Origin of the sequence: Nocardia abscessus NBRC 100374, assembly GCF_000308455.1 — a bacterium.
GTDB classification, from domain to species: Bacteria; Actinomycetota; Actinomycetes; order Mycobacteriales; family Mycobacteriaceae; genus Nocardia; species Nocardia abscessus.
The window spans coordinates 15,359-30,620 of record NZ_BAFP01000047.1; the positions used below are offsets into that span (position 1 = coordinate 15,359).

The 15,262-nt window shown below is 69.8% G+C and carries 16 protein-coding genes; 3 read left to right on the top strand and 13 right to left on the bottom strand.

The features are described 5' to 3' along the window. Positions 1 to 70 precede the first annotated feature (70 nt). The 11 genes from ON19_RS09645 to ON19_RS09695 all read right to left on the bottom strand — a co-directional run bounded on the left by ON19_RS09645 (position 71) and on the right by ON19_RS09695 (position 9,969). A complete protein-coding gene (locus tag ON19_RS09645; protein WP_043689246.1) occupies positions 71 to 724 on the bottom strand; it encodes a phosphoribosylanthranilate isomerase in 654 nt (217 codons plus the stop codon). Positions 725 to 774: 50 nt separating this feature from the next. Beyond that, positions 775 to 1,506, bottom strand: coding sequence for a lysophospholipid acyltransferase family protein (locus ON19_RS09650; RefSeq protein WP_043689248.1), 732 nt, complete (start codon positions 1,504 to 1,506; stop codon positions 775 to 777). Positions 1,507 to 1,682: 176 nt separating this feature from the next. Next, positions 1,683 to 2,693, bottom strand: coding sequence for an ROK family protein (locus ON19_RS09655; RefSeq protein ID WP_043689250.1), 1,011 nt, complete (start codon positions 2,691 to 2,693; stop codon positions 1,683 to 1,685). After that, a complete protein-coding gene (locus ON19_RS38810; protein WP_051168686.1) occupies positions 2,690 to 3,100 on the bottom strand; it encodes a hypothetical protein in 411 nt (136 codons plus the stop codon). The genes ON19_RS09655 and ON19_RS38810 overlap by 4 nt, the downstream gene beginning before the upstream one ends. Beyond that, positions 3,090 to 4,400: an ArsA family ATPase gene (locus ON19_RS09665; protein ID WP_280925705.1), complete on the bottom strand. Its 1,311-nt coding sequence runs from the start codon at positions 4,398 to 4,400 to the stop codon at positions 3,090 to 3,092. Before ON19_RS09665 ends, ON19_RS38810 begins: the two co-directional genes overlap by 11 nt. Then, a complete protein-coding gene (locus ON19_RS09670; RefSeq protein WP_043689255.1) occupies positions 4,397 to 4,834 on the bottom strand; it encodes an SRPBCC family protein in 438 nt (145 codons plus the stop codon). Before ON19_RS09670 ends, ON19_RS09665 begins: the two co-directional genes overlap by 4 nt. Before the next feature lie 37 nt (positions 4,835 to 4,871). Further along, positions 4,872 to 5,255: a hypothetical protein gene (locus tag ON19_RS09675; protein ID WP_043689257.1), complete on the bottom strand. Its 384-nt coding sequence runs from the start codon at positions 5,253 to 5,255 to the stop codon at positions 4,872 to 4,874. Between the two features lie 29 nt (positions 5,256 to 5,284). Next, positions 5,285 to 6,412: a glycosyltransferase family 4 protein gene (locus ON19_RS09680; RefSeq protein ID WP_043689259.1), complete on the bottom strand. Its 1,128-nt coding sequence runs from the start codon at positions 6,410 to 6,412 to the stop codon at positions 5,285 to 5,287. A gap of 549 nt (positions 6,413 to 6,961) precedes the next feature. Then, positions 6,962 to 7,963: a hypothetical protein gene (locus tag ON19_RS09685; RefSeq protein ID WP_043689262.1), complete on the bottom strand. Its 1,002-nt coding sequence runs from the start codon at positions 7,961 to 7,963 to the stop codon at positions 6,962 to 6,964. Positions 7,964 to 8,116: 153 nt separating this feature from the next. After that, positions 8,117 to 9,118: an NlpC/P60 family protein gene (locus ON19_RS09690; RefSeq protein WP_086006616.1), complete on the bottom strand. Its 1,002-nt coding sequence runs from the start codon at positions 9,116 to 9,118 to the stop codon at positions 8,117 to 8,119. Between the two features lie 281 nt (positions 9,119 to 9,399). Beyond that, positions 9,400 to 9,969 (bottom strand): C40 family peptidase, encoded by a 570-nt coding sequence (locus ON19_RS09695; protein WP_043689335.1) that lies wholly within the window; start codon positions 9,967 to 9,969, stop codon positions 9,400 to 9,402. 584 nt (positions 9,970 to 10,553) lie between these two features. Here ON19_RS09695 and ON19_RS09700 point away from each other — a divergent pair. Both ON19_RS09700 and ON19_RS09705 read left to right on the top strand, forming a co-directional pair. Then, positions 10,554 to 12,335 carry a DEDD exonuclease domain-containing protein gene (locus ON19_RS09700; RefSeq protein WP_051168687.1) on the top strand — a complete coding sequence of 594 codons (1,782 nt, stop codon included), beginning with the start codon at positions 10,554 to 10,556 and terminating at the stop codon, positions 12,333 to 12,335. A gap of 5 nt (positions 12,336 to 12,340) precedes the next feature. Beyond that, complete coding sequence (locus tag ON19_RS09705; protein ID WP_043689267.1) at positions 12,341 to 12,616, top strand: Lrp/AsnC family transcriptional regulator; 276 nt, start codon at positions 12,341 to 12,343, stop codon at positions 12,614 to 12,616. A gap of 212 nt (positions 12,617 to 12,828) precedes the next feature. Here the strand turns inward: ON19_RS09705 and trpD are convergent, their stop codons facing one another. Both trpD and ON19_RS09715 read right to left on the bottom strand, forming a co-directional pair. Further along, on the bottom strand, positions 12,829 to 13,890 hold the full coding sequence (gene trpD, locus ON19_RS09710) for an anthranilate phosphoribosyltransferase (protein ID WP_043689270.1): 1,062 nt from the start codon (positions 13,888 to 13,890) through the stop codon (positions 12,829 to 12,831). 66 nt (positions 13,891 to 13,956) lie between these two features. After that, on the bottom strand, positions 13,957 to 14,376 hold the full coding sequence (locus ON19_RS09715) for a hypothetical protein (protein WP_086006617.1): 420 nt from the start codon (positions 14,374 to 14,376) through the stop codon (positions 13,957 to 13,959). Between the two features lie 210 nt (positions 14,377 to 14,586). On the opposite strand from ON19_RS09715, the gene ctaE reads away from it, so the two are divergent. Further along, positions 14,587 to 15,198 (top strand): aa3-type cytochrome oxidase subunit III, encoded by a 612-nt coding sequence (ctaE, locus tag ON19_RS09720; RefSeq protein WP_043689275.1) that lies wholly within the window; start codon positions 14,587 to 14,589, stop codon positions 15,196 to 15,198. Positions 15,199 to 15,262: the final 64 nt, after the last annotated feature.

Genomic DNA, 15,262 nt, shown 5'->3' on the forward strand with positions numbered 1-15,262 from the left:
CTTGTCGTTACCTTGTCGCCATGGACAACCGGGCCGAGTCTATGGCACCGGGAAGTCGCGGCGGCGTTCGTCAAGGCATGGGTCGAGCTGCGGCGACGAAGGCGGCGCAAGCGGCCGGATCCTTGTCGCCATCAAAGGTTTCGACGCCGCTGTTCACATCGACGGCGTACGGACGGACGCGCCGGATGGCCGCGGCGACCGTGCCGGGTGTGAGGCCGCCCGCGAGCACGACGGGACGACCGCATTCGGCCATCGCGCGGACGATGGTCGCGCTGATGGACCAGTCGTGCGCATGCCCGGTGCCGCCGAGCCGGTCCGCGGTGGGTGAATCGAGCAGGACGGCATCGCAATACGGAGCCACGGCGCGTGCGGAGTGGACGGCTTCCGGGCCGGTCACCGGCACGGCGGCCAGAATCGGACGCCCCCCGGCCCGCTCATGGACCCGGGCCACCACCGCGACGGAGACGAGCCGGTGCACCTGGATCGCGTCGGCACCGATCTGGTCGGCAAGGTCGATGATCAGTGCCGGGTCCTCCAGATGGGTGACCAGTACGCGGGTGACGAACGGCGGAGTGGCCGCCGACAGGGCTGCGGCGCGGCGCCGGTCGAGCGCGTCCTCACTGATATGCGTGACGCCCGAGATGAATCCGATCGCGTCGGCACCGGCGGCGACGGCAGCGTGCAGGTCGGCCTCCGAGCGGATGCCGCAGATCTTCGTCCGCACGCTCGACGTCCTGGCGCGGGGGAACAGCGATCAGCCGGCGGTGGAGTGGATCAGCCTGCGGCGGTGTCGGGGATGCGGACGGACACGGCTTCGGGGCGGCTGCCGCTCGGAACGCCCTTCTTCAGGCTGTGGGCGTAGACGTCGACGTATTCCTGGCCGGTGAGCTGCATGAGTTCGTACATGACCTCGTCGGTCACGGCGCGTTCGACGAAGCGGTTGCCGCCCATGCCCTCGTAGCGGGAGAAGTCGATGGGCTCGCCGAACTTGACGGTCACCTTGCGGCGGCGCCAGCGGAACGGTCCGGGCGGGCTGACCTCGTCGGTGCCGATCACGGCGACCGGGATGACGGGGACGCCGGTCTCCAGCGCCAGACGGGCCAGACCGGTCTTGCCCTTGTACAGGCGGCCGTCGGGGGAGCGGGTGCCCTCCGGGTAGAGGCCGACCAGGCGGCCCTGATCGAGCAGCTTGCGAGCGGCGTTCAGCGCGTCCTCGGCAGCGTCGGCGCTGCTGCGGTCGATCGGGTATTGGCCCGAGGCACTGAAGAAGAACTTCTGGAACCGGCCCTTGATGCCAGGGGTGGTGAAGTACTCGGCCTTGGCGAGATAGTTGATCCGCCGCGGGCTGAGCAACGGAGCGAACAGCCAGTCGGCGAAGGAGAGGTGGTTACCCGCCATGATGGCCGGCCCGTCCGCCGGAATGTTCTCCACACCTTCGACCGTCGGCCGATTGTAGAGATGGATGAACGGTCCCAGCAGCACGTACTTCAGCAGCCAGTAGAACATGACGTCCTTCCCCCGGGACCGGGATAGTAGCGGGCACCTGCGTCAATTGCCGACTTTACCGCTGGTGCAAGATCACATCCAACCGCAGCGGCGAATCTCACCACACTACGGCCCCGACGCCGACCGATGGTCATGGTCGGCGTGTCGCCCGGCCGACCGGGGTGTGGGGCGCGGCGTCAACGGCTGGTCCGCGCGATCCGCGCGGACTTGCGCGCCCCGGTGGACAGGGCCGCCCTGGCGAGGTCGGCGGCGCCGATCATGCCCGCGGCCTCACCGAGCTGGGTGGTCCGGATGCGGGCCAGCGGCCGGTGTCCGGCACCGGTGATCGCGCGCGCGTACTCCTCGCGCGCCTCGTCCAGGAACAGCGGCGCCGAACTGCTGACACCGCCCGCGATGACCACCAGATCGGGATCGAAGATGTCGCTGACGAACGCCAGCCCCAGCCCGAGCCAGCGCGCGAAGTCGGCCATCACCCGGGTCGCGAGCGGGTCGCCGTCCTGCGCCGCGCCCGCGACCCGCCGACCGGTCAGCGAGCCGGGATCACGCGCGACGTCCCTGGCCAGCACCGAGCGCACCGGATCACTGGCCAGCAGCTCGATCGCGGTGTCGGCCAGGGCGGTTCCGCTGCAATAGCGCTCCCAGCACCCGTGCTTGCCGCACGGGCAGGCTCGGCCCTGCGGAACAACTTGCAGATGACCGAGTTCCGGCGCGACGCCGTGCGTGCCCCGGTACAGCTGGCCGTCGATCAGCAGGGCGGCGCCGATGCCGGTGCCGATCGCGACGAGCACCACGTTGTGCCCGCCCGCGGCGGCGCCGAACCGGTATTCGGCCCACATCGCCGCGTTGGCGTCGTGCTCCAGGATCACCGGCAGTTCCAGCCGTTCGGTCAGGCGCTCGGCGACCGGGGCGTCCTGCCAGGGCAGATGCGGGGCGAACCGCACCGTGGAGCGATCGCCGTTGATGAACCCGGCGACCGCCAAGCCGACCGCGCCGACGGGGTGCCTGCCGGACAGGTCGCGCACGGCCCGGTCCAGCGCGTCCTCCAGCGCCCGCGCGGATTGCGGCGTCGGCGCCTGGACCGTGTCGAGCACTTCGCCGCTGTCATCGATCACCGACGCCCGAATGTTGGTGCCGCCGACGTCGATTCCCACGGTCAGCGGTCGCGTACCGGCCATCTGGTGCGTCATACCTTGATAGTCACGGGAATGTCGACATACCGCGGGCGTTCGTCGTCCGAGCGTGGACCGTGGCGATGGGGCGCACCGGTTTCCGGATCGGCGGCGGTGGGCATGACCGGTTCGACCGGCACCCCCGCCAGCGCCTCGCGCAGCACGGTGACGATCGCGGTGCCGTGATCGGCGACCGCGGCCAGCACCTCGTGGTGCTCCCCGCGCACCAGCGCCGCGGCCGCGCACACCGGGCACCAGTTGCAACTGGACCACTCGACCTGTCCGTCGGCGGCCTGCCGCAGCACCGGCTCGACCCGCTCCAGCACCGCCTCGGCCAGCAGCTTCAATTCCGCGGCGAATTCGGCGACACCGTCCGCGTGTCCGCCGGCCGCGTCGCCCTTGGGCGGGTGCGGATCACCGGTCATCGTCGTGACTTTCGGACGCGTGCGCCCAGACCAGCGGATCGGGCCGGAAGCGGACCACCAGGTCTCCGTCATCGAGCTCGGCGCTGTCGACCGTGCACCGCCGCAATACCGGCGCCAGGCGCACCCGGCGCCGGACCCCGTCCGCTCCCACGATCAAATCGTCCTCCACTCGGCCAAGGCGCAACGTGGCGGCGTCGACCACCGGCAGGTGCATGCGCAGCGCGTACACCGCGTGCAATCCGGTGCCGGATTCCCGGAGAACCAGCGGTTCGCCGGAACTCGCGTCGACCTCCGTCTGATTGTCGCTCAGCATAAGCGCAGCGTCGCCGGTGTCGCCCGCCGAGTCCGTCGCGTACGACAGCGCGGCCAGCGAGTTCAGCCCGATCGGCTCGGGACCGGTGTGCTGCGCGATCAGCACCGGGATACCCCGCATCGTGCTCCGCAACTCGGCGATGACGTCCGATTGCTCGCCGCAACGATTCGAATACCAGTGCACCGCCGGATGTTCGGCTCCGGCGGGATCGCCGGGCGGTGCGAGCTCGGGCAGCACCTTGTTCACCACCACGGCGTCCAGCCGCAGGCCCAGCAGCGCCGCGGCGGAACGCACCCGCGCCGATTCGGCCACCGCCACCCGCTCGGCGACGGTGATCAGCCGCGCCCCCGTGCGCCGGTGGTCGGCGAGCAGGTCGCGAACCTCCGTAACCGCCTTGACGATCCGTTCCACCGTCGCGGCGAGCACGGCGCGGCGCAGATCGGTGCCGCCGGCGCTCATCGCCCGCGCGTGCGGGGGCCACATGCGCTCGACGTAGCCGAGCAGGGTGCCGGGCGCGGTGACGATGCGCAGCATGTCCGCCGAGGGCGGGCAGTCGACGACGATGAGATCCCAGTCGTCCTCCGCGGCGAACTGGGTGATCTCCACCAGCATCAGCAGTTCCTGCACACCGGGCAATCCGGTCAGCTCGGCCGGGTCCAGCGCGGCGAGATCGAAACCGTGCTCGTGCCCGCGGCCGGTGGCGACCATCCGTACCACGTCCCGGAACCGGTCTTCGAGCAGCGCGAGCGAGTCCAGCTCGATCACGTCCAGACCGGGCAGCACGGTGGCGACGCCGGGCACCGCGCCCGGGTCGTGCGGGAAACGGAAGCCAAGCGCGTCGCCGAGCGAATGCGCCTGATCGAGCGATGCGACCAGCACGCGACGGCCCGCCCTGGCCTCGGCCATGGCGGTGGCGCACGCGAGCGTGGTCTTGCCTACGCCACCCTTGCCGATGAACAGTTCGACCCGGGTCTCGTGCGCGGTCAGCCTTCGACCCGTTTCTTCAGTTCCTTCAGCGCGGTGTCGGTGATCACTTTCTCGGCCTTGCGCTTGAACATGCCGATCATCGGGATGTTCAGGTCGACGGTCAGCGTGTAGACGACCTCGGTGCCGCCGCCGGGCCGATCGATCAGCTCGTAGGTGCCGTTCTGCGCCTTCTGCAGCTCGCCGCTGAGCAGCCGCCAGCTGACCGCCTTGCGGTCGGCGCGCCAGTCGTAGGACAGCACGTAGGTGTCCTTGACCACTCCGGCGTCCAGCACGAACCGCGCGGTCTTGGCCAAACCGTCCTGGCCCGCCTCCAGCACCTCGACCGACTTCGCCGCCGATACCCACTCCGGGTAGGACTCCAGATCGGCGATAACGGACATCACCTGCTGCGACGGGGCCTCGATGACGATCGATCTCTGGGTCCTGTCGGCCATGCGGACAGCGGTTCCTTTCAGCGTCGGTGCTGGTAGATCACGCCAGGGGCGCGGGAGCGACACCGGCGGGGCGATCGGCCTCCAGCCGGGACTTCAGTTCGAACGCCATGTTCCTGCCCGCGACCCGGCGCGCCCGGTTGGCCGCGGCGAGCTTGCCGGCGGGCAGCGCGGGCTGCGGCTCGGCATGCAGGAAGTAGTGCAGGATCACCCCGTCGAGCGAGGGCTCCAGCCACACCTCCATGGTTCCGGTCAGCGCCCCCGCCACCGCCCAGCGGATACCTTTCTCGGCCCGATCCTCGCGGACCTCCAAGTCCAGATCCGGCCACCAGCGGCGCCACGTGTTCGGTCCCGCCAGCAGTTCGGCCACGGCGGCCCCCGATGCGGCGACGAACGTCTGATCTGCGACCTGGATACTGCTCACTCCGCTGAGCGTAGTAGATGCGACGCGGATCACCGCAGCAGCTGTCGCAGGCGCGCGCCCAGGGTGTCCCAGCGCCACTGCTGCTCGACGAACGCCCGCCCCGCCGCGCCCATCCGCGCGGCGGCGTCCCGATCGGACAGGATCGCCACCAGCGCGTCCGCGATCTGCGCCACGGACCGTCCGTCCACCACGCGACCGGTCTTGCCCTCGATCACCGTTTCCGGCGCGCCACCGGAATTTCCCGCCACCACCGGGACGCCGGACGCGGACGCCTCCAGGTAGACGATGCCGAGACCCTCCACGTCCAAGCCCGCGCCCCTGGTCCGGCAGGGCATCGCGAAGACGTCGGCCAGCGTGTGATGCGCGGCCAGCTCGCCGGACGGCACACGGCCGGTGAACACCACGTCGTCGGCGACGCCCGCGGCGACCGCGAGGGCGCGCAGCTTGTCCTCGAAGGGCCCGCCGCCCGCGATCACCAGCACCGCGCCGTCGACCCGCTCGCGGACCTCGCGCATCGCGAGGATCAGCGCGTCCTGTCCCTTCCGCGGCACCAGGCGCGACAGGCACAGGATGGTCGGACGGTCGCCCAAGCCGTAACGGTCGCGCAGCTCGGCACGCGCGGCCGGATCCGGACGGAACACCTCGGTGTCCACGCCGGGCGGCAGATACTCCAGCGCCGCGTTCGCCCCGAACGCGGAGGCGAACCGGCGGCGGGTGTAGCGGCTCACGTAGGTGACCACATCGGTGTGCTCGCCGATGGCACGCAGCGCCTGCCTGGCGCCCGGCAGCATCGACCAGCCGACCTCGTGGCCGTGGGTGCTGGCCAGAATGCGTTCGGCGCCCGCGCGCCGTAGCGCGGGCGACATCAGCGCCAGCGGCGCCGCCGCACCGAACCACACCGTGTCGCACTTCTCGCTGCGCAGCAGACGCGTGGCGCGGCGCAGCACCAGCGGCGTCGGCAGCATCAGCGTGGTGGGATGGCGAACCACCTGGAACTTCTGCTTGGCATCGAACTTCAGATGGCTGTCGCCACGCCAGCGCGGAGCGTAGACCACCAGGTCATCCGGGGGCAGCTCACCGGCCAAAGCCTGCAGATATGACTGGATACCGCCCGGCCGCGGCGGGAAATCATTGGTAACCAGCAAAGTTCGGCCCATGCGCAACAAAATACTGTGTTGGTTTTTCCAGCGCCTTCGGCGCTGGGTGTTCGCGGCCCCCTTGTGGCTCGCGTCCGAGCGACCGCCGCTTGCTCCTTCGTCACGGACGCGGCGGCCGCTCGGACGCGAGCCGGGCCGCGAACGGCGCATGCTCGGTCTCGCTTCGCTCGAAACCGGGAGTTGTGCCAGTGTGGTCGCGTCAGGCGGTGATGTCGGCATCTGGGTTGCGGTGTGTTGCTGGGTCGCAAGGGCGCTGTGACTTCGACTTCGCGGGATGCGGTGGTCGGTTAGCAGGGAGTGCGGCCGCTGACGCACGATGGGCGGTCTCGGAATCGTGTTCGGCAGTACGCAGGAGCCTTGGGCGCAGGTTGCGATGCCCCGCCGGGATGTGGTTGCGATGCATGGCGGGGATGTGTCTGGTTACCGAAGCTCGATAGCCATGCGGTCGGCCGTTGGCGTGTGCGTTGCGGCGCGAGGGTTGGACTGGGCCTGGTCCTGCGGCGTTCGAGCGGTCGAAGCAGGTGGCTTCGATCGTCAGAGGGATCGGCGTCAGGTGGTTCTGGCTCGGAGCCAGGTGCGCCAGTCGTCGATGAACTCGGTGCGGGTGGCGCCGAGGACTTCACGGAGGATCCGGTCTTCGGTGGCCGGGTCCTGCTTGCCCGCCGCGATGCGGTGGTAGAGCTGGACGAGGCGGGGTTGGTCGTATTTCTCGGCCACGAAAGCGCAGATCGACCAGGCCTTCTCGTAGGTGAAGGCGGCGTCGGGGCCGGAGAAATCGGCGTCGGCGGGTAGATCGTCGGGAATCCGGCCCGCGTGCGCATGAGCGGTGAGGGTCGGAGCGACCTCGGCGAATCGCAGTGACTCGCGATGGTGCGCGGTGTAGTCGGCGAAGCCTTCCAGCATCCACAGCGGGGCGCCGTCGACGGTGTCGGCGCGGGCCGCGATGTGCGTCAGTTCGTGCCGCAGCAGGCTCGCCATGCCCTCGGGATCGAGGCGGCGCCCGGTGTCGGGACCGAAGACGACGCGCTGACCGGTGGGCAGGCTGCCCGGCGTGAACGGGTCGGCGATCGAGGCGGCGGCGACCTCGGCGGGCAGCAGCTCGGCCGACCGCACCAGAGCGGCGAACTCGGACGGGGACGAGGCCACGACGACGAGCGCGGACTGCGCCCATCCCGGACCCCATACGTCGGTCACCGAGGTGACGGCATCGGCGAGCGCGCGCTCCAGGACATCGATCTCGATCCGCTGGTCGGGATGTCCGACGACCAGGGATTGCCGCCCGTCACCGGTCGGCACCTGGCGGGCGACGATCGGTCCGAACGGTTCGACGATGCGCCGCACCTCGGCCAGCCGGGGATCGGCGGCCGCGGCCTGGCCCACGGCCTCGGCCGTACTCGGTTCAGCGGCGCGCAGTTTCGGTAGCACCGTGTTGGGCAGCATGATCAGCGCGACGCAGACGCCGGTCAGCGCCATCACCATCGCGACGGTGAGGCAGAACTCGAAGCGCCGCCGCGCCGACCACCAGGCGCGCAACTTCCGCATTCCACTCATCTGCGGGCCTCGGCCCGGTTCGTGGCGGAGGCACCGAGGCACCGTGCGGCGGCCGGTGTGAGGAATCGACCGCGCGGACCGCTCATCGTCGTCCGTTGCCGGTCGATTGGGCCGTGGATGGCGCTTTGCCGCTGGTTGGCTCGCTCACGACGCCTAGTATCGCCGAGCCGAGTGGTAGGGCGTCGAACTGATGGGTGCGACCGCGACGGGAACACCGAAGGTGGAGGCGTGCAGCATGAGTCCGTTGCCCGCGTAGATGCCGACGTGCGAGATGTCGGAGTAGAAGAACACGACGTCGCCGGGCTGCAGATCGTCCTTTGCCACGGGGGTGCCGTAGCCGGCCTGTTGCGAACTGGTCCGGGGCACGTTCTTGCCGACCTGCTTGAACGCCCACTGGACCAGACCGGAGCAGTCGAACTGGTTCGGACCGGTGGCGCCCCAGACGTACGGGTCGCCGACCCGCGTGAGCCCGGCGGCCAGCGCACTGGTGCCGCTGCCGGGAACGAGGCCCTGCAGGAGGGTGTCGCGGTCGAAGCCGGGCGGGAACGGCGAGCCGGCCAGCGCCGACTTGTCCTTGGCCGACAGCGCGCCCCAGGCCGCCACCACCTCGGCGACGGCGCCGCCGAGGTCGTTGCGCTTGTGTTCCAGGTCGAGGCGCACCGCGTCGGCTTTCTGCGCGGCGGCGCGGGCGGCGTCGGCGGCGGTGCGGGCCGCCGATTCGGCCGCGGTCGCGGCGTCGGTGGCCTTCGTGTAGTGCGCGAGCTGCTCGGAGGTCTGCGCGGACACCACATCCAGGGTGGACATCTGGTCGAGCAGTTGTTGGGGCGAGTCGCTGACCAGCACGGCGAACAGGCGATTGGTGCGGGCGCCCTGGTAGGCGGCGATCGCGGTGCGGTCGATGACCGGCTGATACCGGCGGACTTCGTCGCGGGCTCGGTCGACCATGTCGGTGCTGGCGGCGAGCCGCTCGTCGGCGTCGCGCTGCACGGCGAGCTTGGCCTCCAACTCGGCTTCCGCGCCCAGTGCCTGTTGGTTGAGCTGCTCGGACTGGCGAGACAGGTCGATCATCCGCTGCACGGCTTCGGTGGCGGTGGTGGGAAGCGCTACCGGATCCGCTCCGGCCGGACCGCCGCTGTAGAGGCCCGCGGCCAGCATTCCGGCGGCCAGCGTCCCTCCCACCAGACGTTTGGTGTGCTGTCTCCGGTGATGTGCAGCCACAGCCCGCGGTGCCCCGTTCTCTCGTGAAGCGATCTCTCGTGAAACCGACGCAGAGACCTTCGTGAATTCCGGTGTTTGCCCGTGGAAAACCCGGGGTATTCAGTGGAAGGTCTCGGTTAGGTTACGGAACGGCCGTGGTCGATGTCCAGTAGAGAACGAAACGATCACAGCGCCGTGTTGCGGTCGGGCCGCGCGATCGCGGCCCGACCAGCTGCTTCTCAGAAGCGGCGAGCGCCCGCGATCGGCATGGAGGAGATCGGCGCCACCTGCACGGGCGTGCCGGAGGTGGCGGCGTGCACCACGTTGCCGTCGCCGGCGTAGAGGCCGGAGTGGCCGCCGCCGTAGAACGAGACCAGGTCGCCCGGCTGCAGGTTGTCCAGCGACACCGGGCTGCCCGCGGCGAGCTGCGCGCCGCTGGTGCGCGGAAGTTCGAGGCCCGCCTGGCGGTAGGACCACTGGACGAGGCCGGAGCAGTCGAACGAGTTGGGGCCCGCGGCGCCGTAGACGTACGGCGAGCCGACCTTGCTCAGCGCGGCGTCCAGGGCGACCTCGCCGGAGGACTTGGGGGCGGCGAACGGGAGGGGAGCGGGACCGGGCAGTTCGAGGCCCGGGAGAGCCTGTGGGACCGGGATCTCGTTCGGAACGTCGAAGGTTCCCACGCCGGGGATGGTCACCGGCTGGGCCGACGCGGGGGCTGCGGGCAGCAGGAACGCGCCGATGGTGGCAGCGCCGACGGCCCCGGCGGCAACAGCGCGGCGTGCGTGACGCTTGACGGCGTTGGTCGTCATGATGCGGTACTCCCAATCTGCCTCACGACGCCGGCACCCGGTGGTGCCGCGGGACTTCGTCGGCACCGCACCGTTCGGCGCGGCGGACTCCGTGAGGTCTCGAAAAGGTTACGAACACATCACGGTCATTTGTAAAGCCGCGGGGAATGCGAAAAGCCGATGCTCAACAAATTGTCGGCGAATCGGTGTGAGATACGTCCTATCGAATCACGAAAAGATAACGACAGAAAGATCTCGTGTCGAGGCCGAGTTCGGGTGGGTGGATCCGGTAGGTGACACTCTGGTGTTCGATGGAGCGTTTTGCCAGGTGGAGACAGGGAATCTGGCATAGATCCGAGTATGGTCGCCCGTTCGTACGCTGTAGAGCCGTACGCGACCGACACGCCCGGCTCCGGGCGATCCCGTACCCTTGGACGCGCCGCAATGTTTGATACAGTTTTTTCCTTTATGTGATCTGGGTCTCTTTCGGGTATTTCTAGATCATTTCCCGGGTACCGCCCGAGAATCCCCACGGTGTTATTCGCGCATCGCGGGCTGTTCTCGCGCGCCCGTTTCTGTCGGACCTCGGCCCTACGCTGCACGCCGTGCCCGACCCCGCGCCGCGCCCGGCCGCCGCCCAGCAGCTGGCTTTCGACGAGCTCGACACGCCTCTCTACGACACCACGTTCGTGGTCGTGGACCTGGAGACCACCGGGACCAGTCCCGGGGCCGACGGCATCACCGAGATCGGCGCGGTGAAGGTGCGCGGCGGCGAGGTGCTCGGCGAGTTCGCGACGCTGGTCAACCCGGGGCGCACGATTCCGCCCGCGGTCGTGCACGTCACCGGCATCACCACCGCGATGGTGTACGCCGCGCCGCGGATCGAGGCGGTGCTGCCCGGCTTCCTGGAGTTCGCCGCGGGCGCCGTGCTGGTCGCGCACAACGCCCGGTTCGACATGGGGTTCCTGCGCGCCGCCGCGGCGCAGTGCGACACGCCGTGGCCGCCCGCACAGGTGCTGTGCACCGTGAAACTGGCGCGGCGGGTGCTCGGGCGCGACGAAGCGCCCTCGGTGCGGCTGGGTTCGCTGGCTCGGTTGCTCGGCGCCGCCACCCAGCCGACCCACCGCGCACTGGAAGACGCCCGTGCGACCGTCGACGTGCTGCACGCGCTGATCGGGCGAGTCGGGAACCAAGGCGTCCACAGTCTCACCGAGCTGCTCGACTATCTGCCCGACGTCACGCCCCGGCAGCGCTCCAAGCGTGTCCTGGCGGCCGATCTACCCGCTTCGCCCGGGGTGTATCTGTTCCGCGGTCCTTCCGATGAAGTCCTATATATAGGTACGGCCGTGAACTTGCGTCGCCGTGTCCGTAATTACTTCACCGGTTCGGAGACCCGTGGCCGGATGAAAGAGATGGTGTCGCTGGCGATTCGGGTCGACCATGTGGTGTGCGCGCACGCGCTCGAGGCGGGAGTGCGCGAACTGCGGCTGCTGGTGGCACACGCCCCGCCCTACAACCGCCGGTCGAAGTTCCCGAAGCGGGCCTGGTGGCTCACCCTCACCGACGAGCCGTTCCCCAGGTTCTCGGTGGTGCGCGAACCGTCCCGGGATGCGTTGGGGCCGTTCAACTCTCGCAACGATGCCGTCGATCTGGGGGTGATCATCGCCGAGTTCACCGGGCTGCGCACCTGTACGACGCGGCTGTCCCGGAAGGCGACCCACGAGTGCCCGCCCGCACTCGTCGGTGGGTGTCCGGCGGGCTCCGTGGGGAGGGCGCTGGGCGAAGCGGAGTACGCGCCCGCGGCCGCGCTCGTGCGCGCGTTGTTCGCCGGGCACAGCGACGCGCCGATTCGGCTCATGCTCGATCGGATCGAAACGCATTCGCGTGCGGAGCATTTCGAGGCGGCCGCCCGGCTACGCGACCGTGCCGTGCGGGTGGTGCGCGCGCTGCGCCGTACCCAGCGACTCGCCGCGCTGGCGCGCATAGCCGAACTGATCGCCGCGCATCCCGACGGCAACGGCGGGTGGGAGTTCGCGGTCATCCGCTACGGCCGCCTCGCCGGTTCCGGCGCCGCGCCGCGCGGTGTGCCGCCGATGCCCATCGTCGAACAGATCGTGGCCGCCGCCGAAACGGTGATGCCGACAGCGAATCCCGACCACACCGGCTCTCCTGCGGATGATGCCCCACCGCTGCGGGGCGCCGTACCGGAGGAAGTGGCGCTGGTCGTCCGCTGGCTGGCGCGGCCCGGGGCGCGGATCGTGCGGACCACCGAGGGGTACCACGAGCCCATGTTCGGTGCGGCGCGGTGGCTGGGCTGGGCGGAGATCGCCGACGCGGCGGTCCGCGCCCAACCGACCGAGCAGGCCTATCTCGACCGCTTAGGCTGAGCACCATGATTACCGCGATCGTCTTGATTCACGCCGACAACGGCCGCATCCCCGAGACCGCGCAGGCGGTCGCGGACACCGAGGGCGTCGCCGAGGTCTACTCCTGCGCGGGTGACGTGGATTTGATCGCGATCGTGCGGGTGCGCGATCACGAGCAGATCGCCGAGGTGGTCACCAGCCGGATCGACAAGACGCCCGGTGTGCTGCGCACCACGACGCACATCGCGTTCAAGTCGTACTCGCGGGCCGAAGTCGAGGCCGGGTTCTCGCTGGGCGAGTGATCCCCGCTCAGTTCTCGGACGGGGCGCACCATGAAATAGGCGGTGTCGTTCGGCGCGAGCACTTCGACCACATCGCCCCGAGCGGCCCGCGCGTCGTGCCGGTGCGCGACGCCGTCGGCGCGGTTGCGGATCTCCACGTCGAACAAGGTGCCTTCGGGCGCATTCACCCCTGGGGCGGCGGCGAGGGACAGCACGCCTCGACCGACCGAGCGTCAGCTGTCGCCGAGCGTCTGCGTCAGCTTGGCCCAGCGCTCCAGCAGCGCGGCCGCGTTGCCCGCATCGATCGCCTGGGCGGCGCGGTCGATGCCCGCGGCGAGCGCGGCGTGCAGGTCCGCGTCCGGATCGCCCGCGCCGCGCGACCAGTCGTAGGCCACGATCGCCGCGGCCGAATTCAACAGCACCGCGTCGCGGACCGCTCCGCCGTGACCGGCGAACACGTCGCGGGCCACGCCCGCGTTCACCTCCGCGTCGCCGCCGCGCAGCGCGTCCAGGTCGACCCGGGGAATGCCGATGCGGGTGGGGTCGATGGTGGTCCGACGCGTCCGTCCGCCCGAGACGATCCATGCCTCCGTGGTGTCGGAGGTGGTGATCTCGTCGAGCCCGTCGTTGCCGCGCACCACCAGGGCGCTGGCACCGCGTTCGGCGAACACGCCAGCGATCACCGGGAGCAGGTCGGCGAACGCGCAGCCGACCAGCCCGGCGCGCGGCTGCGCTGGGTTGGTCAGCGGGCCCAGCACGTTGAAGACCGTCGGGATGCCGATCTGGCTGCGGGCCGCCCCCGCGTACCGCAGGGCGGGGTGGAACACGGCCGCGAAGCAGAAGCCGATGCCGACCTCCCGCACACAGTGCGCCACCGCCTCGGGACCGAGCGCGAGCTTCACACCGAGCGCTTCCAGCACGTCCGCGCCGCCGCTCTTCGACGACGCGGCGCGGTTGCCGTGCTTGACCACGGGAACCCCGGCCGCGGCCACCACGATCGAGGACATGGTGGAGATGTTCACCGAGCCGGACCGGTCACCGCCGGTACCGACGATGTCGACCGCGTCCCCATCGATCCGCACCAGCCGGGCGTGCTCGAGCATGCCCGTGGCCAGGCCGGTCAGCTCGGTGGGTGTCGGGCCCTTGATCTTCATCGCGACGCCGAACGCGGCGATCTGCGCGGGGGTGGCGTTGTCGGACATGATCTCGTTCATCGCCCACGACGTGTCGTCCGCGGCCAGGTCGCCACCATCAGCGAGGACTCCGAGCACCTGGGGCCAGCTGCGCACGCTCATTCCACTTCTCCCGTCACACTGGTTTCGCGCACCAGTCTCTCCTCAGGGAGCCTAGTGCGCGACCGGTTATGCCGGGGTGCCCGGTTGCAGGGCGTCCCAGCCGTCGGCGGTGCCGTCGTGACGCTGGGCGAGGCCGGCCATCCGCGAGCGTTCCTGGGCGCAGTGCAGGGCGTCGAGCAGCTGTACTCGCTGGAGGATCACCGTTTCGAGCGCGTCGGCGCCCGGGCCGCCTTCCTGGGGCGCGGGGGAGTAGCCGTCCTGTGCGGCGATCGCGCAGACGGTTTCCACGTGCTGGGGCGGGATGCGCAGGTGGTGGCGCAGCACCGCGGGTGCGTCCGGCGTCAGTCCGGTCGCGCGCGCCAGCGCGGTCGAACACGCCTCCGCGTCGTCGAAGCCGGACGCGACCACGACCAGGTCCGCGCGGTGGGGGTCCAGCGCCGTCTGCCGGTCTCGGCGCAGTAGCCGCCGCCACAGCCGGGATGCCATATGAGCCTCCATCTCAGGTTCTCCTTACTCTCGCCTGTCATGCTGTCCGGGCGTTCGTCCGCGGTGCGACCCGTTCCGGGCTCGCGGACACCGCTCGCCCCACGCCCTTCCCTGGTCGAGAGCCTGTCCTTCCCTGCGTTTTCCGACACGGAAGAACGAGTTTCGTACCCGGGTACTGGCGTCGTACTACGACGAGTCATACTTACCCCCGTGACGACCGCAGTAGGGACCCCAGGATCGGCCATTACCCAGCGTGTGCATTCGCTGAACCGGCCCAACATGGTCAGCGTCGGTACCATCATCTGGCTGTCCAGCGAGCTGATGTTCTTCGCAGGCCTGTTCGCGATGTACTTCGTCGCGCGCGCCCAGGCGCACGGTCACTGGCCGCCGGAGCCGACCGAGCTGAACCTGAAGCTCGCCGTGCCGGTCACGGCCGTGCTGGTCGCGTCGTCGTTCACCTGCCAGATGGGCGTGTTCGCCGCGGAGAAGGGCGACGTGTTCGGCCTGCGCCGCTGGTATGTCGTCACGTTGGCGATGGGCACGTTCTTCGTCCTCGGCCAGGGCTACGAGTACATGAACCTGGTGCATGAGGGAACGTCGATTTCCAGCAGCTCCTACGGCTCGGTGTTCTACATCACCACCGGCTTCCACGGTCTGCACGTCATCGGTGGTCTGATCGCGTTCGTGTTCCTGCTGCTGCGTACCAAGGTCAGCAAGTTCACCCCGGCGCAGGCCACCGCCGCGATCGTCGTCTCCTACTACTGGCACTTCGTCGACATCGTGTGGATCGGGTTGTTCGCCACGATCTACTTCGTCCGCTGATCGTGGACGTCGCGCCGCCGAGCGGGCGCGGCGAGACCCAAGATCTTTCGCACAAGTCGGTTCC